The sequence below is a fragment of the Methanosarcina sp. WWM596 genome (assembly GCF_000969965.1).
Lineage (GTDB): Archaea > Halobacteriota > Methanosarcinia > Methanosarcinales > Methanosarcinaceae > Methanosarcina.
Map to the genome: position 1 here is coordinate 975,736 of NZ_CP009503.1, position 20,407 is coordinate 996,142.

A 20,407-nucleotide genomic window follows, 5' to 3' on the forward strand; every position below is an offset into this window, starting at 1 on the left:
CCTTAACGTGCTTGCCTTTATTGAAATAAAAGTAAATAACTATATGGGGGCTCTATCCCTGAATCACGTAAGGGCTGTTAAAAAATCGGAAAAAAGAATTAATCTCCTCCGAGGGGCTGGACATTGTCCGAAAAATCATGTTCAAGTTCGGATTTGTCAACATCAAAAACTATCATGCCGGTGTTTAGATCCTCAGCCTCTTCCTTTGAGAGTTTAGTAGCTACAGCCTTTTTCGAAATTATTGCGCTGTTTCCGAGCGGATCTTCAATGATAATTGTGATTGTTCTCTTGCCTTCGATTACTTCATTGAGCATGCGCAGGAGTTCCTGGCTGCGGGCGAACTTCTCTTCATCCTCCTGTACCCATTTGCTTGCAGTCATAAGGACATTCTGGACCCTCTGCAGCACACCTTCGATGTTCGTTATATATGAATCAGAAACCGTGCCGGGTTCGACTGTAATCCCCATTTCCGGAATTCGGATTGTTCCGGAGGTTGAGCGGATGACTCTTGCGTTCAGGTCTTCCAGGTTCTCAATTGACAGCTCATAGCGCATGGGCTCTTTACTAGAGAGGATCATAGTATCTGCAAAACGGAAACTGCACTGGCATTTTGCAGTTATGTACATGATCTCCCCGAAATAGGGAATATTATCTCTCTGCCACTTCATTACAAGGTCGTTCTGACACAAAGGGCAGGTGATCCTTGTCTCAAAGTTTTCATTCTTAAAATAATCCTGATTCAATATTTTCCACCAATAATCTTTGATCTGTCGATTTTAATGCCAGTAGGAGTTACAATCACAGTGTTTCCTTTGACGCCTGCGATATCTCCATGGACATCGACAACAACATCTTTCAGCTCTTTTAAAACCCTGTCCCTTAACAGGTCATCGCCTCTGATGTTTGAGATATCAATCATAAGTATGTTCCCATTGTAAATCTCCTGCTTGAGTGCGGATATCTGATTGATGCTAGAAACATCTGCAATTTTTACGTAAGTCTCTGCAGGCTCGTCCTCCATGACTTCTTCATATTTGCTGAGGTCAATTTCAGTGTAATCTTCGGCACTGGTAGAACTTTTTACATTGCCGCCAAGGATTTTGTCTATGAGTTTTGCCATTTATGCACGCCTTTTGTATTTTTTTAAATTTGGATAGTAATGTCCTATATCGGGATCTATATTAATTAATTTTGCTATTATAAAGCCACACTGGTTTCCAGTTTCTGTTATAACTCAAAATTCCAGAGTTTGTCTCCTACATAAGTTATTGACTTTATGGCTTTTCCAGAATCTGCATCAACCATTTGTTGCCCTTTCATGAGAGCTTTTCCTATGGCAAGAGGTTTTCTGTGGGTCTCTTCAACTATAATGACGAGGTCTCCTTCTTTGATTTCAGGGTCTGCTTCCAGGATGCCGGGAGCCATAATATCCGCCCCGTTTGAAACGAAACGAATAGCTCCTTTGTCTACAACAACAAGACGTTTCTGCAGCCCCATCTCAAGAGCTCCGCGGACTGTAGGGAAAAGAGTCCCCTCTATTTCAAACAGAAGTGGCCTGCCTTCCACGAGGATAAGGGAATATTCATCCAGAGTAACCTTTTCCAGAGTTTTGTTTTCCAGCTCTGCCATCTCTTCACCGAAGGCGGATTCAAGGTCTTTTAACATCTTGTTCTTTGCATTTTTCCTCAGCTGAACTCTTGCCTTTACTTTCAATAAATCACCTGATTTCAAAAGGTTGCGATTATTCATAGGATAGGGTTTTTGAGCTTTTTAAAGCTTATGTGGTTCCCCAAGGTTCCTGACGCAGGATCTTTAATCTCCCTTTAAAGCTTCTATCCTGCTCTTATGGCTTTTTCCCGATGTTTAAGGATTTTATTCAAATTTTATAAAAAGCATCATAAGAAGCACCAGGGAGCTTCCGAGAAACACCGTTTCATAGCCAAAAGGATCTATCAATAAACTTCCAAAAACCGGTACTAGCCCAAGACCTGCATAAATTCCCGTATTAAAGAGCCCCATTGCAAGTCCACTCGAGCTGATTCTGGATACGGCAGTAATAAGCCCTATAACTGCAGCCCCTCCTCCGGCACCGATAAGGAAAAATGCCATCAGAGGTGCTTTTACAGAGAGCAGAATGCCCGCAGCTGCAAGGATTATTCCTGTCCTTATTATATTCTTATAATCTACGCTTGTCCTCCCTGCAGCCAGGGAACTCAGCATTGCAGCTATATATGAGGCTGAAATTGCAAGCCCTAACTCCGGTTTTGTCAGGAAGTCAGCACTGTATTCCGGATAGTTTGAAGTCAACAGGCCTGTGGTTCCGTAGAGGAGAACCGAAATTCCCCAGATCTTCCAGAAGCCGCTTTCAGAAAAAGCTTTTCTGGCTTTTTTCAGGTATCCGGCAGGTTCGATGGTAATTGAAGTTCCAGGCTGGTTTCCTGAAGCTCCCTTGCCGTTTGAGGTGCCGGATTTTTTCTTTTTACTGCCAGTGCTGCCTGATGATATCAGTGTCCAGGCTTCAATAAGAAGCAGGGTAAAGGAAAAGCCTGCGAGAATGGTAAAGATGCCTATTGCAGTTTTGATTCCCAGTTCTGCAAGCATTCCTGAAAAAAAAACTCCTGCAGCAAGTCCGGCATTTAACAGGAAATTAAATTCCCCCAGGCTTCGTTTGCTGTCTTTCCATTCAGCAAGCATGGAAAAGGCAGCAGGAAAAAAAGCCCCGCAGCCCAGACCTTCTACGAATCTTGAGATGCCCAGGATCCACAGGTTGTCCGAAAATGAAATAAAAAGCCCTGAAATAACAGTAAGCGTGATTCCCAGGCCTGCTACCTTCAGGTTTCCTATTCTATCTGCAAGGATTCCAAATGGGAGGAGTGTTAGAAGGGCTCCTATAAAATATCCGGAATAAAGCAGGCTTGATACAGCAGGACTTGCATTGCCCTCTCCTGCAAGCTCCGGGAGGACAGGGATTGCTGCATTAGAAAGGCCCTGGATCGCAAAGACTGAAGAGTAGAGTATGAGTTTTTTAGAGTTCATGGGGTTTTATGTTCGGTGTGTTTTATCGGCAATTTAATTTTCTCTAAGTTGACTTTCATGTATCCTTCTAATCTATGTTAAATAAACTTCTGGATGGAGCGCTTTGTTATGTTAAAGTAAAAGGAGACAAGGGGTATCTCCTGGAAAGTGTCTGCCTAAGATCTGAATGTAGATACTATCTTTCAGTCTTTTAATAGAAGGGCTCCTGCTAGGATACATCCGTTTGCGACAAATATTTCTTCAAAGCTAAAGGTTCCTATAAGGAGCCCCGAAGCGATTGGAAACAAGGAAAGGCCTGCATATATGGTTGTGTTAAAAAGCCCCATTGCAAGACCTCTATCTGCATCCATTCTTGCAACAGCCAGGGCAAAGCCTACCATTGCGATTCCTGATCCTCCTCCGAGAATTGAAAAACCCAGAAAGGGGTATTTGGTGGCAAAAAGAGCACCAAGGGCAGAAAAAGATAATCCTATCCAGATGATTGCCGTTTCCTTAACCATAAAACGCCCTATCAGAATGGAAGATATCATGGCGCAGATATAAAGGCTTGCAATAGCGCTTCCAAGCTGGGCTTTTGTCAGGACTCCAAGACTGTAGTCAGGATAGTAGGCTATAAGAACTCCGATCACTCCGTTAAGCAAAAAAGAACTCAACCATATTCCTGAATTATGGTGGTTAAGGAGCCCTGCAACTTCGCTGAAAGAATGTTTGAAATGGTCTCCGAGAGAACCTGAGTCCGGCGGTAACTCTGATTTTCCTCCCGTTCTTTTAGGGTTGATGAGTTCTCTGTGTCTGGGAAGAAGGGGGATAACTGAAAGTAAAGCTATAAAAGTGAATATAAGGATGGATCCTTTCAGATAGATATCTGCCAGCAGTCCTGAGACTAAAGCTCCGGAAGCTAATCCGGCATTGAAAAGAAAGGTGAATTCTCCCATATAACGTCCTGGGTCTTTACACTTTGAGAGTGTAGAAAAGGCTGCAGGAAAAAAAGCTCCACAGGCAAAGCCTTCCATAAACCTTGAAAGAATAAGGACCCATAGGTTTTCGGAGAAAAGGATAATTAGCCCTGAGATGGCTGTAAGAATAATGCCAAGCCCTATGAGCCTGAGGTTTCCGAACCTGTCAGCCAGAATCCCGAAGGGAAGCATTGTTGCAAGGGCTCCCAGAAAGTACCCTGAAAAGAGCAGGCTTGACGCAAATTCTCCAAACGTACTGTGATAACGGGCAGCAAGTTCCGGGAGGATGGGAATTACAGTATTTGAAAGCCCCATTATTGTAAAAACTGCAATATAAATCAAACGCCTCTCAGGGTTCATAGAATTTAAAACTCGCAATCTCGTATAAGTTTCTTATTGTGGCTGCTCTACCTAGAAACTGTTATTCCTCTTTCAATATTTGCGGGTTCTTCTTCTTTGAACATCTGTTAAATATATGCAAATATATGCAAAAAACAGAAAATGTACGAAAACAGAAAGTTCTGGGCAATGTTCTTGCACGAGGGTAATGTTCTTGCACGACATTTTACATGAAATTTTTTAATTATTCAACTTGTATTAATCAGTCGAATGATGTCGGTTTTGATAAACCGGGTAAATCTGATTACTACTTTGTGAGATATGAAAAAAAGCAATCGAAAAAAAACAATCAATAACCAACAATTAAATAATCTCAATTCACAGAAATTTGTCCCTCGGGTATCAAAAAAGATGGCTATTGATATTGTTTTTCTGGAATAACTAGTCACGATAATTTTGTGCGTATTATATTAAACTCGAAAGAAATGCATAGCTATTTATATAATTACTTTGAATAGGGATAATGTGAGTAATGTGAGCGGGAAACTTTTTTCACATACCATACCCCCCACTCCCCATATGACCCCCCACTCCCCAACCCGCTCACACTACTTCTAATTTACTTCTAATTTACTTCTAATTTATTTCTAATTTATTTCTAATTTATTTCTAATTTGGAAGCTCTTTTTTTCTGTTTTTTTTCTGTTTTATTTCTAATTTGGAAGCTAATTTTTTCTGTTCCTGGCATTTTCCCCTGTGGATTATTTTTCCCTGTGAATTTGACCTTCATAATTTATTTTGTCTTTAAACGTTGACTAATTTCTGAACTCTTGTTCTATTTTAATTTTGATGATTTCTTTCTATTATGTGTATAATAAGATTAACTATTATATTATCTTTTCTATTTTTCTATTTCTGTTATATCTTTTTTTGAGTTGTTTTATCTCTTGTAATTGCTATTTATCCTACAATAGATATTTTCAATCCTTTCTTATATTTGAATAAATTTAATCTATGTATGCAAAATTCTCTAACTAATTTCTATTTTACTATAAAGAAGCGAGTATATCATTCTATAAAACATACAATTTTTGAAGAGCAACTCACTGAATAATATGTTTTGATTCATGGGTATGCTTGTAAAAAATGAGTGTGTTGTTAAGGGTAAATGGCCTGAAAAACGGGTGCGCCGGAAAAATAAAATATGAGATGTGAAAATTGGGAATATGGGTTCCCGAATTAAGGGATTTCAGACCCTTTTCTTCCCTTAGAAAAAGCCGCTGTGTAGTATAAGGGATGAGAAGAGAATTGCCACCATATTCACAACTTTAATCAGGGCGTTGAGGGCAGGTCCAGCAGTGTCTTTGAATGGGTCGCCTACAGTATCCCCTACCACTGCAGCTTTATGAGCTTCTGAGCCTCTTCCGCCGTAATTTCCATCTTCGATCAGTTTTTTTGCGTTGTCCCAGGCGCCTCCTCCATTATCCATCATTAGGGCTAACATAAACCCAACTATAATAAGCCCTATGAGAAGCCCCGCAAGCGCTTTTGGGCCAAGGATGAACCCCACAAGCAGAGGCACGAGTACGGCAAGGAAACCAGGCATTGCCATCTCATGGAGGGCCGCTTTTGTTACGATATCAACACAGCGCCCGTATTCCGGCTTAGCGGTCCCTTCCATAATGCCCGGGATCTCCCGAAACTGCCTGCGGACTTCATTTACTACCTCAAAAGCAGCTTTTCCTACCGCACTCATCGTAACTGCACTAAATACGAAAGGCAGTAGCGCTCCGAGAAGAAGTCCTGCAAGTACCACAGGGTCATCGAGGGTCAGGGGCTGCCCTTCAAGATTTACCTTGATGCGATAGTCTGCAAAGAGGGCAAGTGCACCCAGAGCTGCCGAGCTTATAGCATATCCTTTGGTAACAGCTTTTGTAGTGTTTCCCACGGAATCAAGAGCATCAGTGACTTTTCTGACCTTGGCCGGCAGGTTTGCCATCTGGGCAATTCCGCCTGCGTTATCCGTAATTGGGCCATAAGAGTCCAGAGCAACTATCATGCCTGTGGTTGAGAGCATTGCAACGGCTGCGATGGCAATTCCGTAGAGCCCTATCCCCGAGTCTGCTGCTCCTCCCACGATAAAGTACGAAGTAAGGATGCCTATCACAATTATTACAGTGGGCACAAGCGTGCTTTCAAAGCCTATCGATAACCCTGATATAATATTGGTTGCAGCCCCTGTTTCTGATGAGGATGCAATTGTTTTTACCGGTCTGTAGCTTGTGGAAGTGTAGTATTCCGTAATCATCACCATAAGCACCGTGATTATGATGCCTACTAGAGTGACGTAGAAAAACCTGATGTCACCCATAAGAGAGTTGGTTACGAAATAGAATGCAACAAGACTGAGTATTGCAGAGCCACCTACACCCTTGTAGAGAGCCTGCATGATCTTCTCTTTTTTTCCCATCTTCACAAAGAAGACAGATATAATGGACGCAAAGATTGCGACAGAACCAAGTATCAGTGGGTAGAAGATGGCATTTTCGTAAGTGTTGGTAATAAGGGAACCGAGCAGCATGGCAGCCAGGGAAGTAACCACATATGTTTCAAAGAGGTCTGCCCCCATCCCTGCACAGTCGCCCACGTTGTCACCAACATTGTCGGCAATAACTCCTGCGTTCCGTGGGTCGTCTTCAGGAATCCCGGCTTCGAGTTTACCTACCAGGTCGGCACCCACGTCTGCAGCTTTTGTAAAGATTCCTCCGCCAACTCTTGCGAAGAGGCTGATAAGGCTGGCTCCGAAACCAAATCCGACAACCAAGTCAACGTCCCCATAGAGAATATAAAAGCTACTTGTTCCGAGCAGTGCAAGCCCTACCACTGCAAGTCCTGTTACAGCCCCGCCGCGAAATGCAACTGACATGGCTCTCTCAAGCCCGCTTGATGCCGCATGAGCAGTCCGGACGTTTGCCCTTACTGAGACGCTCATCCCGATATAGCCGGCAGCAGCCGAACTTATGGCACCTGCCAGGAAACCAATAGCTATTTTCATTCCATCATCAAGTAAAAACAGAATTAGGAATGAGAGAATGATCGAAACCACTGCAATCGTTTTGTACTGGCGATTTAGATAAGCCATAGCTCCTTCCTGAATTGCTCCGGCTATTTCCTGCATTCTCTTATTGCCGGTATCTTCCTTCAGGATGCTTTTTGCAAAAAAAGCAGCGAAGACCAGACTTATAATGCCTGCTAAAGGAGCAATATATATTAAACTTTCCATAAATTTCATATCCTTTGGTTTTGACACCCTTTCACATTACAATATTTTTATAGTCCTCTAGTTCCCATCCTTTAGCTTCAATTTCCCTTATTATCTCAAATATTATGTTTCACATATATCTTTATTTTATAATGATTTTTACATATCAATTCTAGTATTATTCTAAAGTATTATTTTTCATTGTTAAAGCCCCATTTTCGGCGAAAGCGTAAATAATTATTTTTTATATAAACTTTTGCGCCCTTTTGCCTAATCAAAGGTCTATTAACTCTTTTAATCACAGCAATTTTTTTATACAGATTTTAATTAATATAATTTTGCGGTGCTTTTTTGTTCATCTAATTTGGGCGTCCTTAGCTACAGGGGTGATATTTAGTATCAGGTTTTCAGCCTGCCTGATGATTCTTTTTATCTACTGTATGCAGGTGGGCTCAAGCAGGGCGGCGCAGCATGTAAAAATAAAGAACAGGAGATACAACAAAAGGTCATTTTGAAATAATATTAACCAATTAACCAGGGAGCACCTCTAATTTAGATATTTATTTCAGTTGAATACCCCGCTAGCTTGCTGTGGGGTGTGCCAGCGCAACTTTGATTCTACTAAATAAGTTACCGTATTCCTCCCCCTGGCGAGGAAGATACTGGTTTTTTGCCCGGAGGGAAATGGGCAGGAACCAGATATGAGCAGGGACCGTTTAACCGGCAAAAGTTGTCTAAATCAAAAGAGTTGTTTAAATACAAAAACCGATACAAAAAGGTAAAATCTCAATCTATGAGATAGTGGCATATTACTGTCGAGTAGATTTATATGGGATTATTACAACGTGTCTGTTCGCAATGAAAAATTTTTGCTGATCAGGGGCTGAAATTCTCAGTTCCTCCGGATTATCAACGGATAATCGAGTATCAATTTATATACAAAGACCCATTTATTATCACGAAAAAGTACTTTGGAGGATTACTATCTTAAAGTGCTTTTGATGTGTTTTCCGGTAGGATGGTTGAAATTATGGATATGTTAATCTACCTCGCACCAATATGTGCCCTTATTGGTCTGATTTTTGCAGGTATGTCCTACAAAAACGTCCGAAAAGAAGGCGAAGGTAATGATCTTATTAAGAAAATTACTGCGGCAATTCACGGTGGAGCCATGGTCTATCTCAATAGGCAATACCGTGCAATCGCTGTTTTTGTCGTTTTCCTTGCAATTGTAATTGCATTAATTCTGCCTAACGGAGTCCTCACTGCAGCATGTTTTGTTTTTGGTGCAGTGCTTTCCGCAACAGCTGGGTATGCAGGGATGCTTACGGCTACCATTGCGAATGGGCGGACCACAAATGCTGCCACCAGGGGTATTGGTCCGGCTTTCAAGGTGTCATTTGCATCCGGTACTGTTATGGGAATGAGTGTTGTAGGTCTTGGTCTTTTTGGGCTGTCTATTTCATTTATAATTCTTTCAAATGCCTTTACAGATCTGGGTCTGCTCACCACCGTGAACATTGTTGCAGGCTTTTCACTTGGAGCTTCGTCTATTGCTCTCTTTGCTCGTGTCGGTGGCGGAATCTTTACCAAAGCTGCTGATGTCGGTGCAGACCTTGTAGGCAAAGTTGAAGCCGGAATCCCGGAAGATGACCCAAGAAACCCCGCCGTAATTGCTGACAACGTCGGAGATAATGTCGGAGACATTGCCGGAATGGGGGCTGACCTCTATGAATCATACGTAGGTTCAATCCTTGCAACGATGCTTCTTGCAGCGTCAACAGCAGCAACTACTTTCCCTGGCATCCCAATTATGAATGTTGTTCTGGTTCCATTGATTATTTCAGCTGTTGGAGTCCTTGCATCTATTATCGGTTCTTTTTTTGTCCGTACAAACAAAACAGAGTCTTCAGCAATCCACATGGCATTTAATATGGGGCTGATTGCTGCAATCGTTCTTACAGTCACTGCTTCATATTTCGTTACAGCCCAGCTACTTGGGGAATACGGCCTGAATGTCTTCTTTGCAACCGTTGCAGGGCTCGTTGCAGGTTTCCTTATAGGGCAGATCACGGAGCACTATACATCATATGATAAAAAGCCGACTCTCAGGGTTGCACATTCCTGCCAGACAGGTTCAGCTACCAATATCATTACAGGTTTTGCAAAAGGAATGGAGTCAACTCTCTGGCCTGTTATTATTATCAGTGCTGCAATCTATATTTCGTTCCAGCTCGCCGGCCTCTATGGCATAGCTATTGCAGCTGTCGGAATGCTTGCAACGCTCGGGATCTCCCTCTCAGTCGATGCATACGGCCCTGTAGCTGACAACGCAGGAGGCATTGCAGAGATGTCTCACCAGAAGAAAGAGGTGCGCCAGATTACCGATACACTTGATGCGGTAGGAAACACTACGGCAGCTATGGGCAAAGGTTTCGCAATCGGGTCAGCAGCTCTTACTGCACTTTCCCTCTTCGCTTCATATGGTATTGCAGTGGGTCTCGATGCTATCGATGTTATGAACCCTAACGTATTCATCGGGCTTACAATAGGGGCAATGCTTCCTTACCTCTTCTCGTCAATGACCATTTTGGCTGTCGGAAATGCGGCAGGTGAAGTGGTTGTTGAAGTGAGGAGGCAGTTTAAAGAGATTCCAGGTTTGATGGAAGGCAAAGCAGATCCTGATTACAGCAAATGTATTGCAATCTCAACACACTCTGCTCTTAAAGAGATGATTGCACCCGGACTTCTTGCTGTTACAGCACCCCTTTTAGTCGGACTTTTGCTTGGAGCCGGGGCTCTTGGCGGACTCCTTGCGGGCTCTGTGGTTTCAGGTTTCATGATTGCAATCACAATGTCTAATGCAGGAGGTTCGTGGGACAATGCAAAGAAATACATTGAACTTGGAAACTTCGGCGGAAAAGGTTCTGATGCCCACAAAGCAGGTGTAACCGGCGATACCGTAGGCGACCCTTTCAAGGATACGGCAGGTCCTGCAATCAACATCCTCATTAAGCTCATGAGCATTGTGGCTGTTGTGTTTGCACCCTTGTTTATGTAATTCCTTAACTTTTTCCCTTTTTTTTATTTTTTATTTTTTTCTTGGTTCATTCTGGTCTTCCTCTCCAGTGTTTCTTTTACTTAAATCTGTGGCAGGTGTCTATTTCCTGTATTTCGTATTGCTCTTTTTTGAGTACCTGAAGAACGTGCCCTTTCTTCCAGTAGCTCAAATTTTCCGGTTTGATGGCCCATGAATTAATTATCCACAGCTTAAGCTACTTTAAGCACCGGGGATTTATGCCGGCAGGAACAAAAAACAGCATAGCAACGGCTCTTCGTTCTTTCCTGTCCCATAGACAAGCCTCTTGTTCACACTATGATAAGTTATTCACACACGATGTTATTCACACACAAATTTTTTTATATACAATCGGCTGTTTATACACGATGATTATTTATATGTCGAATCTCTAAAAAGGAATACAGTTTCCTATTTGATACTTATAATATAAAAATCTTTCGATTTTATACGGCATTTAGGGGAGTTCTATACCTTTTATCAAAAATAATTTGCCAGGCTGTGAATTCATTGACTTCTTTACTTTTTAATCAATGTTCTTTTTTAATCAACGTTCGTTATGTTCGGCATGAGCGAGAAAAATAACTTATGTAAAAGAATAAGAAAACCTGTCTTTTTGAAGCACCTGTTTTTTGCAAGTATGGAGAGTTCAGTTAACTCCCCTTACCTGAAGCAGCTGGAATTCGATCTCATCAGGAATTGTAGCAAGGAACACAAAGGTGTTGTATCCCAGTTTCTGTACTTCTTTGATTGCATTTGCCTGGGTCTCATCCAGGTCTCTTGAGTCGCTTACGATACAGAATGACTTTCGATTTCCTGTGTTCACAAGGAAATTAAAGGTTTGCCCATTGGTGTTGAGGAAGGTAACCAGGGCCTTAAGTTCATTCCAGGTATTGCACATGTGGATGTTCCTTGATCCCATATTTTCCACATACCAGTCCCGGCTCACATAAGAGTAAGAAGCATACTGTTCGTTCAATTCCTCATAGGATTTGATGATTTTATTGAGGTCTTTCCTCAGGTTTACCCATTTCCAGTTCTGTGTTGTGAAATAGCGGGCTGCAACTATCTCAAAGATTGACTGTTTATCTTCATTTTCGAGTTTCATTTTCTCACATCTCTATTTTGTCTGCCTTCCAGTGTATTCAGAATACATCGTCCTGGGCATAACTCCGGTTAAAGCGCAGGGCAAGTTCGGCTTTTTCCAGTTCTCTTCCAAGGTATGCAGCATGGTCCAGGCGCGAGATCAGCTCAAGTTCGAGCAGCGTGTCCATAACTTCCCTGGCACTCTCTCCTGCAACCGCGGCTTTCTCGTGTTCAGCTACAATCAGTCCGCCGTTTCCACTTATTCTGTCCGGCACAATCCTTACTCGAATGGGACCTGCAGGGTCTACACGCCAGTTCTTCGAAGCTCTGGCCATGATTACTTTTTCAGGGAGGGGGCTATCAGGACGCCTTCGTTTTTCCTTTAAGCAGAGAAGGTCAATGCCAAGATCCTTTGGGGAGCTTTCCCTTATCCTGCAAAGTTGCATCATCTCTGAGGCTTTTTTCAGTTCTCCTATGGAACCCTGGGCTTTGTCACTGTATTCGGGGGTAAAAAGGATGCTTGCCCCTATCTCTGCTCCGATCCCGCAGAGTGTGGCATTTACTCCTATTGTGTCCACGTCCATGAGTTCCGTTACATTGCCAGCTCCGAAGAATAACGGAACTTCAGGATATCTTCTGTGAAACTCATGGTAGCGTACAATAGATTTGGTTATATTATGACCTACAGGGTCAAGGACAGGGTCAGCTATGATTTTTTCGATCCCAAGCCTGCGGGCAGCTTCGATATTTCTTACCAGGCTTTCCAGACTGTTTCCTTCATCGGGAATTACAACTGCTGCAACGCCTGCTCCTGCAACCAGGGGGCCTGCAGTTTCCATGTTCGTGCCGTTAAGGCTCAGAACAAGGTCTGCTCCTGCTTCTATTCCTTCCTTTATAAGCTCAGGGTCAAGCGTATCGATACTTATTGGAGTACATGTAAGGGTTTTTGCGAGGGATACTGTTCTCCGTACCTGGTCCGGAAGGGTGTTAAGTGTAGCTCCCAGATCGATAATATCTGCTCCACGGGCGATAAAAGCTTCGATTTTTATCTCCAGGTCCGCAGGGTCCATTTCCGCTGCTCCTACAATCTCTCCCATGACCTTCATGCAGGAATTACCTCCTAGCTTTACTCCACTAAGAGTAAGGGGAGAGTGAGCTTCTTCTTCGGCTTTCCTGATAAGCTCAAGCGCCATCTCCTTTCGCACATCTGCGAGAAGCTCACAGGCCGGAACTTTTTTGGAAAACTCAACCTCCTCTGCAAAATGGAGCACAAAGCTGAGGTCATAAGCATGTTTTGGGCCCAGCCGGATTCTGCAGCCCAGCTCTTCCGAGGCTTTTGAAAAGTCCCCTGCTACCAGCCCGGGAAGTAGAATAAGATCATATCGGTTTGAAAATCTTGCCTCCAAAAAGGCTTTAATAAGCTTTTTTGGGGTTATAAATGCGGCAATGTCAATGTCTGCCACGAGGACGTCTGCTTTTTCTCCAGCTGCTTTCCTCACGGTATTTTCCGCAAGCCGCCCTGTTGCAATCAAAATTTCCATATTTTTTAGATAGAATCGCTAATAAAAAAGAGTATCTGTTCGATAATCATTTCAAAAAATGAGTGTCCGGTCAGGAAAAACCCGAGCTATGTGCCTTGAGGAAACTTCCTTCCACAAATCTCTGATTGCTCTCCAAAAAAATCCGGGGAATAACCTGAGGGGGGCCCGGAAACTCGCGGGCCCGGGCTTTTTCCTGAGCTTGGTTTAATTTATGAAATCAATAATCGATTCTTCGTGCTTTTTTCTGAGAGGCCCTGCAGTCTCTCCTCTTTTGCCCACCGAAGACAGTCTCCCATATCTCTTTTCCTGGATGGACTCAGCCTCGGCTCTGGACTCCAGGATTCCAGCTCCCGCCTGAGGGCCCAGGATCTGGGCAGATTGGACACCTGTCATGATTGCCATTACCCGGACCTTGCCTTCATAATCTTCCCTGATCCTTGCGCCCCATATTACATTGGCACTTGAGGAAAGTTCATAGGTCAGCATGGAAGCAATTTCTTCGGCTTCCTTCAGGCTCAGGTCAGGCCCGCCTGTTACATGGACAAGGCTGCCGGTTGCACCCTTGTAATCAACATCAAGCAGGGGATGGTTCAGGGCGGTCCGCACGACTTCCGTGCTCTTGTCCTGACTTTTGGATTCCCCAACAAGCATTACGGCAACTCCGCCGCAGCTCATAATAGTCCTGATGTCGGCGTAGTCAAGGTTGATCAGAGAGGGCACTGTAATAGTTTCAGTTATTCCTTTCACGGTTTCGGCAATTAACTGGTCCATTACTGAGAAAGCCTGGTCAATCGGAAGGTTAGGTACGTAGTTAAGCAGCCTATTGTTGTCCAGGACAATTACTGTGTCTGCTGCCCTGCGCAGGTCTTCAAGTCCTTCTTCGGCTTTGAATATGCGGGCTCTTTCGACCCTGAAGGGGCTTGAAACCATCCCTACGACGATTGCTCCCTGTTCTTTTGCAACCTCGGCAACTACGGGAGCAACTCCGGTTCCAGTGCCTCCTCCAAGACCTGCTGTGATGAAAACAAGGTCGACATTCTTTAGAACTTCTTCAAGAGTGCCTCTGGCAAGTTCTGCGGCTTTCTTTCCGGTTTCTGGATAGCCGCCTGCCCCCAGGCCTCTTGTGAGGGTTTTTCCTACAAGGATCTTCTTGTCAGCCCTTACATTGTCAAGGTGTTGCTTGTCTGTATTGATGCATACTGTTTCTGCGCCTTCGATTCCTATGTTGTAGAGCCGGTTTACGGTATTGTTTCCTGCGCCCCCGCATCCTACAATCATAATTCTCGGCTGCCCGAAGTCTTCGAAGTCTTCTTCGGAGGAGGAAGTTTTTCGGTATTCCTTCTCTTTTTCACTGAATTTCATTGCTTCCTGTACTATAGATTGCAATTTATCCCCTCGGCTGGATTTCGTTTATCATCATAATATCTTTATTTTTTCCTTTGACTCCCCACCCTCTAATCGGGGGGCAAATTTCTATTTAGATAGTTGAATTGGGGATAACCTGTAAAAACCTTCTAAAAGATTTCCATCCGTTATCTTTAATAAGTTGGTGCTCTACTACACTTAAACATTTTGGGTATATTTAAACAGTGTTTTTAAATTGTATATGAAGTTTAAATATGTCACCCATAACTTTCATATATTTCACCTTTTTCAGCCCTTACTCTTAATTCTCAGGGTGAAAAGGCAAGGAATTTACACAATGTTTATATACATTAGGCTGAAATTTTCTAGAAAGTCTCTTTTGTCAGGAAAGCTATCTCGATCATGCATGTCAGGGCAATTTTTATTTTCTTTCTGATCTGTTATTTTGCTGCCCTGCTTTTCTCAAATTATTGTGTATGTGGCCTCTTTACCACGTTTTCTTCGAGACGTCCAAACTGGGATACTTTCCATTTAATGAAACTGTTTATATTATTACTTTTAAGTAGAATTCTCATCTTAAAAACTTTTTCGGTATCTTTCGAAGATTTTAAGGCTCTTGCTTATTTTTTCTAGTATTAAGGGATTACTGCGCATAAGTGTTTATATAAATTTAAGTTAAATCTCCTGAAATTTCTGATAAATTTCCTGAATTTTCTGATAAATTTCCTGAATTTTCTGATAAATTTCCTGAATTTTCTGATTATCTTAAAGGTTATTTATTCATAAATTGCTTAATTATTTTATTCAGTTGTAACTTCTGAATAATCTGTTTCCTTTTATGCAGGGAAAATCCCGGATATTTGAAACCTTTTCAAAATCGTATTACAGAAGTTTCGTACTACTTTAACTAAATTGTGATCATTGAACTGTTCTTCGGGGAATGCCGGGAAAGCTTTAAGACTGCAAAACCATTTTTACTTTGAGTTGCTTTACCTCAACTCTTCTAAACAGCACTTCGGAAGAGTCATTAATTGTTCATTAACTTTTTCAAATCTTCTTCAATAGTTCCCATTTCTTTAGGTTCAGGAGTCAGAAGCGTGTTAAAAGCATTAATTTTTGATATGGATGGTGTTCTTGTGGATTCCATGCCTTTCCATGCAGCAGCCTGGAGAAAGGCTTTTCTTGATGTGGGTATGGAAATCCGGGATGAGGATATCTATGCAATTGAGGGTTCAAACCCCAGGAACGGCCTCCCCCTGCTGATCAAAAAAGCCAGAAAAGAGCCAGAGAATTTTGATTTTGAAACTATCACTGCAATCTACAGGCAGGAGTTCAAACGAATTTTTGAACTAAAAGCTTTTGATGGGATGAAAGAATGTCTCGAATTGCTTAAGGCACGTTTCTTGCTTTCGGTAGTCTCAGGTTCGGATCATCTTATAGTTAACGGAATCCTTGACCAGCTCTTTCCAGGTATATTTGATGCAGTGGTCACTGGAGATGACGTGCTTAACTCCAAACCCCACCCTGACCCTTTCCTGAAGGCAGTTGAACTTCTTAAGGTCAGAAAAAAAGAATGTGTCGTGATCGAAAACGCCATTCTGGGCGTGGAAGCCGCAAAAGAGGCTGGTATTTATTGTATCGGGGTCCCCACATATGTAGAGCCTTCTGAACTTGATAGAGCGGATCTGGTGGTGGACGACCACAAAAAGTTAATGGAACATCTTCTTAACCTTGAGTCTCTTCCCAGTCCTGAATTTGCTCCCCGGCACAGGAAATAAAAAGATTTGTGGCCCCTGTGGGGTCACAGTAGCCTTACGGTTTCGAGATTTGTGAGAGCGCGTGTCTCGATCTTAAGCTTCTTGTAAATGGAGCTGGCCATATCCACGCAGGCCTTTTCGTCTCCGTGTTCGGTGAAAACTCTTTCCGGACGGGGCTGCATTCTCTTAATATATTCCATAAGCTGCCTTCTGTCCGAGTGGCCTGAAAAGCCGTCTACTACCTGCACTTCCATGTTCATTTTCAGGATTTCGCTGCTTCCGTTCTTTCCTGTCAGGGGGATTTCCTTCCATCCCTTCTGGATCCTGCGTCCTACAGTTCCGTCAGCCTGGTAACCTACAAACACAAGGGTATTGCGTGAATCCTCAGCAAAAGCCCTGAAATAGTCCATAACAGGTCCTCCATTCATCATGCCCGAAGTTGAAATAACCACACAGGGGTGTGGGTTCTGGATTATCTTCTGGCGTGCTTCATGGGAGTCAACCGGCTTGAAGCATTCGGATAGGAAGGGATTCTGGCCCTTCTGGAAGATCAGTTTCCTCAGATCGTTGTTAAGGTACTCAGGATGGGTTGCATGGATTGCAGTAGCTTCCCAGATCATTCCGTCAAGGTAGACGGGGACTTCTGGGATAATCCCTTTCCTTATGGACTCTTCGAGTACGATCATAACTTCCTGGCTTCTGCCCACAGCAAAAGCAGGAATAAGTGCAATTCCTCCGCGCTCAACTGTATTCTTTACCACCATCTGCAGGTGCTTTTCAGCGTCCTTAAGTGCAGGCTGGAAGGCGTTAGAATTCCCATAAGTAGCTTCACTGATTACGGTTTCTACTCTGGGGAACTTGTTGACAGCAGGGTCGAAAAGCCTGGTTTTCTCATATTTGTAGTCTCCCGTGAAGACTACATTATGGAGACCATCTCCTATATGGAAGTGTGAAATTGCAGAGCCCAGGATATGACCCGCATTGTGGAAAGTCAGTTTAATGTCAGGGGCGATGTCTGTTACTTCCTCATAGTCCAGAGGTATGGTGTGTTTTAGGGTCTTTGTTATCATCCCGGATTCATAGGGGCTCTTCTTCCCTTCTTTAGCTGCTACGTCGATGTAGTCGAGCTGGAGCAATACCATAAGGTCTCTTGTGGGAGGTGTACAGTAGACAGGCCCTTCGTACCCATACTTGAAAAGCAGGGGAACAAGTCCCTGATGGTCCAGGTGTGCATGGGTAACTATTACGGCATCTATATGGCTTAATGGAAAAACTTCAGGAACGTAGAGGTAAGGAGTCATGTTTTCGTCAGAACCTACATTTACTCCACAGTCAATCAGGATTCTGGATTCAGGAGTAGAAAGCAAAAAACAGCTTCGACCTACTTCTTTACATCCCCCGAGGGCTGTAACCCTTACCCACTGGTCTTTTGAGGTACACTCCCTGTGAATTTTCCTCCCCACGGTTTTCAGGATTTCTTTTCTTTCTTTGAGATTGTTCCTCATGAACTCCCGGATGTTTTTCACTGTACGGGACTTAATAGGAGGAGTCCGGACAACTTTGGGAATCCAGCCGATCTGCTTTGTAATCTCTCTCAGGGTTGCGCCATGCTTTCCTATTACAAGTCCAGGCTTTTCGGCTTCGATGATCACTTCTCCGGAATCGGGGTCGAAATAGTAGCTTGAGATTACGGATTCTTTTGGAACAACTTCTTCAATTATAGAAATAGAGTCTTCAGGAGTTGCAAGTACCCTGGGGTCAGGACGCATGGCAATCCGCGTCCTTAGTTCTTTTGCCAGGTTGCGGATAATATTCCCGTCGTCTGCGAATTTGCGGGGTTCCTCAGTGTACAGGACAAGCTGAGGGCCTTCGAATTCGACGTCGGTAATTGTAACTCCTGCGGGTAAATTTTTCTCAATTTTATGTTTGAGGTCTAATAGCACGTCTTCAATAGGCATTAAGAATCTTCCTTTTTGTCAAAAAATCAAAAAGTATCTGGATGTTGAAAAAATAATATTTGAAAAAGGTGTTAGTTTATATATTGAAATAAAAAAACCAACAGTTAAATGATTTAGTTTAATAAAGCTCTTCTGGATTTTACTTCTTCTGGATCCAGCCTTTTGAATGCCTCCTTTGTAATTACGACTACATCGATATTTTCTCCGGAAGCTGAGTCTCTTTTCGTTGCATTGTGAATCGCCCGAATCGCAAGATCGAGACCCTCTTTTACAGTCATATTCTCCCTGTACTGGTCTTCCAGTACTCCGTAAGCCATGGGAGAACCTGAACCTGTTGCCGAAATCCTTGTTTCTTCAATACTCCCACCCATTGCATCCAGTGAGTAGATTCCGGGTCCGTTCTTGTCAACTCCTCCGATAAGGAGCTGGACCATCATAGGGTAGTAGCGGTTAGCACTCAAGAAGTTCGACATCAAGGTGGTGATTCCTTTGATTGTCATGGATTCGTCCCTGCGCATTTTGTAGAGCTGTGATTCTACACTTACCAATCGCACAAGCTGCTGAGCATCCCCTACCGAACCGGCAGTGGTCATTCCTACCAGGTCATCGATCTGGTAAACTTTCTTTGCAGTTTTGCTTGCGATGAAATGCCCCATTGTGGCTCGCTGTTCACTTGCGAGCACAATTCCGTCGGTACAAACTACTCCTACGGTAGTTGTGCCCTTTAGATATTTGTCATTATCCATAAACATACCCTCATAATAAGTTAAAAATGAGAAATGTCGCTAAAAAAAATATTTTAATTGAGGTGAGCATTTTTAGCTTAAATCGCAGGATTTAGCAATCCATTATCTCATTATTAATATCGCTATATATAAGTTTTCCTCCTTTTTTTCTAAATGCGTTCGCATTTAAAACCGGAGAATTATTTGACAAAACTATTTTTCTGTTTTTCTATATACTGGATATCCGAATTATTTTCTATCCGGAAAATTTGGAATTTAGTGGGAAAGCCCCTCTACTTCTTCAGCGAGTTTCTTTACTCTCTGAACTACATATTCAGATATATTCTTTTTATTCATGAGTTCCAATCTGTCGTTTATTGTTATTCTCTTCGTTCCTTTCACAAGGTTGTCTGCATGTGCAATGATTTTTTCTTCCAGACTTCGGGGAAAATAATCATCTTCAGGAAGTCCCAACTTTTTTGCTTCTTCTTTTGAAACGCCGGCTCCGATATGCCGCTTTATTATTTCGGCAACTTCGGGTTCGACTCCTTTGCTTTTAGCCAGTTTGAATCCTTCAATCGCATGAGCAATCCCATGAGTCCGGCACCTCCCAAGGTCATGTAAAAGAGCCCCTACTTCTACAAGCGCTGGATTTACGTTATTTCCGGCCGCTTTCGCCTTTTCTGCGATCTCGACTGCCAGTGAGGCAACCTCCTTGCAATGCTCGATTACATTGGGGGCACAGCCTGATTCTTCAAGCAGCCTTATTGCCTGGGCCCGGTTAGTCAAGATAATCCCTTATGTGGAACTCAAGGCATCAACGCGTTTTTTAAGGGCTCTCACAAAAAGGGAGTTATCATAATAGACCAGGTCTTCCCCGCACATGGGACAGAGAAATTCTGTTTCAGTTGCTTCGTCAAAAAGAAGGCGAACACAGCTCTGAGGGCAAACGTAAAACACATTATTTTCCTCAAATTCAAGGCGAGTCTTCAGGTTCCTGAGCAGTTTTTTCTTTTCCCTCATAAGCTGATGCTCTATGCCGGAAAAGTCCAGATGCCAGAGATAAGTCAGCCATCCACTGTTTGAATCCCTCTCTCTTACAACGATTGCAAATTTATTTTCGTAAAGTATGAAGAGAGTTCTTCTTACAGTATTCAGCAGAACTCCGGTCTTTGCCGCAACTTCTTCATCAGTGACCTCTCCTTCGGGCATCCCTTCTATCATCTTAAGCCCTTCTTCCCCTACAAGGCTCATGAGATATCCTCTAATTACCTTGTCATTCAAATCGACCAAAGTGTTCACC

At 43.0% G+C, this 20,407-nt stretch carries 15 protein-coding genes; 2 read left to right on the plus strand and 13 right to left on the minus strand.

Annotated features, from left to right (window positions below; genetic code table 11):
* Window positions 1-98: 98 nt before the first annotated feature.
* The 6 genes from MSWHS_RS04400 to MSWHS_RS04425 all read right to left on the minus strand — a co-directional run bounded on the left by MSWHS_RS04400 (window position 99) and on the right by MSWHS_RS04425 (window position 7,614).
* Complete coding sequence (locus MSWHS_RS04400) at window positions 99-743, minus strand: ZPR1 zinc finger domain-containing protein (RefSeq protein WP_048126327.1); 645 nt, start codon at window positions 741-743, stop codon at window positions 99-101.
* On the minus strand, window positions 740-1,120 hold the full coding sequence (sepF, locus tag MSWHS_RS04405) for a cell division protein SepF (RefSeq protein ID WP_048126338.1): 381 nt from the start codon (window positions 1,118-1,120) through the stop codon (window positions 740-742). Before sepF ends, MSWHS_RS04400 begins: the two co-directional genes overlap by 4 nt.
* 107 nt (window positions 1,121-1,227) lie before the next feature.
* Window positions 1,228-1,713: an RNA-binding protein gene (locus MSWHS_RS04410; protein WP_048126340.1), complete on the minus strand. Its 486-nt coding sequence runs from the start codon at window positions 1,711-1,713 to the stop codon at window positions 1,228-1,230.
* Window positions 1,714-1,872: 159 nt separating this feature from the next.
* A complete protein-coding gene (locus MSWHS_RS04415) occupies window positions 1,873-3,036 on the minus strand; it encodes an MFS transporter (protein ID WP_048158786.1) in 1,164 nt (387 codons plus the stop codon).
* Between the two features lie 182 nt (window positions 3,037-3,218).
* Window positions 3,219-4,352 (minus strand): MFS transporter, encoded by a 1,134-nt coding sequence (locus MSWHS_RS04420; protein WP_048158787.1) that lies wholly within the window; start codon window positions 4,350-4,352, stop codon window positions 3,219-3,221.
* A gap of 1,246 nt (window positions 4,353-5,598) precedes the next feature.
* Window positions 5,599-7,614 (minus strand): sodium-translocating pyrophosphatase, encoded by a 2,016-nt coding sequence (locus MSWHS_RS04425; RefSeq protein WP_048126345.1) that lies wholly within the window; start codon window positions 7,612-7,614, stop codon window positions 5,599-5,601.
* 1,009 nt (window positions 7,615-8,623) lie between these two features.
* Here MSWHS_RS04425 and MSWHS_RS04430 point away from each other — a divergent pair.
* Window positions 8,624-10,654 (plus strand): sodium-translocating pyrophosphatase, encoded by a 2,031-nt coding sequence (locus tag MSWHS_RS04430; RefSeq protein ID WP_048130217.1) that lies wholly within the window; start codon window positions 8,624-8,626, stop codon window positions 10,652-10,654.
* Window positions 10,655-11,321: 667 nt separating this feature from the next.
* Here the strand turns inward: MSWHS_RS04430 and MSWHS_RS04435 are convergent.
* The 3 genes from MSWHS_RS04435 to ftsZ form a co-directional block, all read right to left on the minus strand.
* Window positions 11,322-11,780 (minus strand): hypothetical protein, encoded by a 459-nt coding sequence (locus MSWHS_RS04435; protein WP_048126347.1) that lies wholly within the window; start codon window positions 11,778-11,780, stop codon window positions 11,322-11,324.
* 37 nt (window positions 11,781-11,817) lie between these two features.
* Window positions 11,818-13,299: a dihydropteroate synthase-like protein gene (locus tag MSWHS_RS04440; protein ID WP_048158788.1), complete on the minus strand. Its 1,482-nt coding sequence runs from the start codon at window positions 13,297-13,299 to the stop codon at window positions 11,818-11,820.
* A gap of 204 nt (window positions 13,300-13,503) precedes the next feature.
* Window positions 13,504-14,685 carry a cell division protein FtsZ gene (ftsZ, locus tag MSWHS_RS04445; protein WP_048158789.1) on the minus strand — a complete coding sequence of 394 codons (1,182 nt, stop codon included), beginning with the start codon at window positions 14,683-14,685 and terminating at the stop codon, window positions 13,504-13,506.
* A 1,076-nt stretch (window positions 14,686-15,761) separates the two neighbouring features.
* On the opposite strand from ftsZ, the gene MSWHS_RS04450 reads away from it, so the two are divergent.
* Entirely contained in the window at window positions 15,762-16,442 is a 681-nt protein-coding gene (locus tag MSWHS_RS04450; RefSeq protein WP_048126352.1) for an HAD family phosphatase, read from the plus strand.
* A 23-nt stretch (window positions 16,443-16,465) separates the two neighbouring features.
* On the opposite strand, the gene MSWHS_RS04455 is transcribed toward MSWHS_RS04450, so the two are convergent.
* From MSWHS_RS04455 to MSWHS_RS04470, 4 genes are all read right to left on the minus strand, one after another.
* The gene (locus MSWHS_RS04455; protein WP_048126354.1) at window positions 16,466-18,379 is read right to left on the minus strand and encodes a beta-CASP ribonuclease aCPSF1; all 1,914 of its coding nucleotides are present in this window, start codon (window positions 18,377-18,379) and stop codon (window positions 16,466-16,468) included.
* Between the two features lie 113 nt (window positions 18,380-18,492).
* A complete protein-coding gene (gene psmB / locus MSWHS_RS04460) occupies window positions 18,493-19,125 on the minus strand; it encodes an archaeal proteasome endopeptidase complex subunit beta (protein WP_048126356.1) in 633 nt (210 codons plus the stop codon).
* A gap of 255 nt (window positions 19,126-19,380) precedes the next feature.
* A complete protein-coding gene (locus tag MSWHS_RS04465) occupies window positions 19,381-19,893 on the minus strand; it encodes a TIGR00295 family protein (RefSeq protein ID WP_048126358.1) in 513 nt (170 codons plus the stop codon).
* A 9-nt stretch (window positions 19,894-19,902) separates the two neighbouring features.
* Window positions 19,903-20,397, minus strand: a complete 495-nt coding sequence (locus tag MSWHS_RS04470; protein ID WP_048130218.1) for a transcription factor — start codon at window positions 20,395-20,397, stop codon at window positions 19,903-19,905.
* Window positions 20,398-20,407: the final 10 nt, after the last annotated feature.

Excerpts from the sequence above, each read along its gene's own strand:
- sepF (WP_048126338.1), bottom strand. The coding sequence starts at position 1,120 with ATGGCAAAACTCATAGACAAAATCCTTGGCGGCAATGTAAAAAGTTCT.
- MSWHS_RS04415 (WP_048158786.1), bottom strand. The coding sequence starts at position 3,036 with ATGAACTCTAAAAAACTCATACTCTACTCTTCAGTCTTTGCGATCCAG.
- MSWHS_RS04420 (WP_048158787.1), bottom strand. The coding sequence starts at position 4,352 with ATGAACCCTGAGAGGCGTTTGATTTATATTGCAGTTTTTACAATAATG.
- MSWHS_RS04425 (WP_048126345.1), bottom strand. The coding sequence starts at position 7,614 with ATGGAAAGTTTAATATATATTGCTCCTTTAGCAGGCATTATAAGTCTG.
- MSWHS_RS04430 (WP_048130217.1), top strand. The coding sequence starts at position 8,624 with ATGGATATGTTAATCTACCTCGCACCAATATGTGCCCTTATTGGTCTG.
- MSWHS_RS04435 (WP_048126347.1), bottom strand. The coding sequence starts at position 11,780 with ATGAAACTCGAAAATGAAGATAAACAGTCAATCTTTGAGATAGTTGCA.
- MSWHS_RS04440 (WP_048158788.1), bottom strand. The coding sequence starts at position 13,299 with ATGGAAATTTTGATTGCAACAGGGCGGCTTGCGGAAAATACCGTGAGG.
- MSWHS_RS04455 (WP_048126354.1), bottom strand. The coding sequence starts at position 18,379 with ATGCCTATTGAAGACGTGCTATTAGACCTCAAACATAAAATTGAGAAA.
- psmB (WP_048126356.1), bottom strand. The coding sequence starts at position 19,125 with ATGGATAATGACAAATATCTAAAGGGCACAACTACCGTAGGAGTAGTT.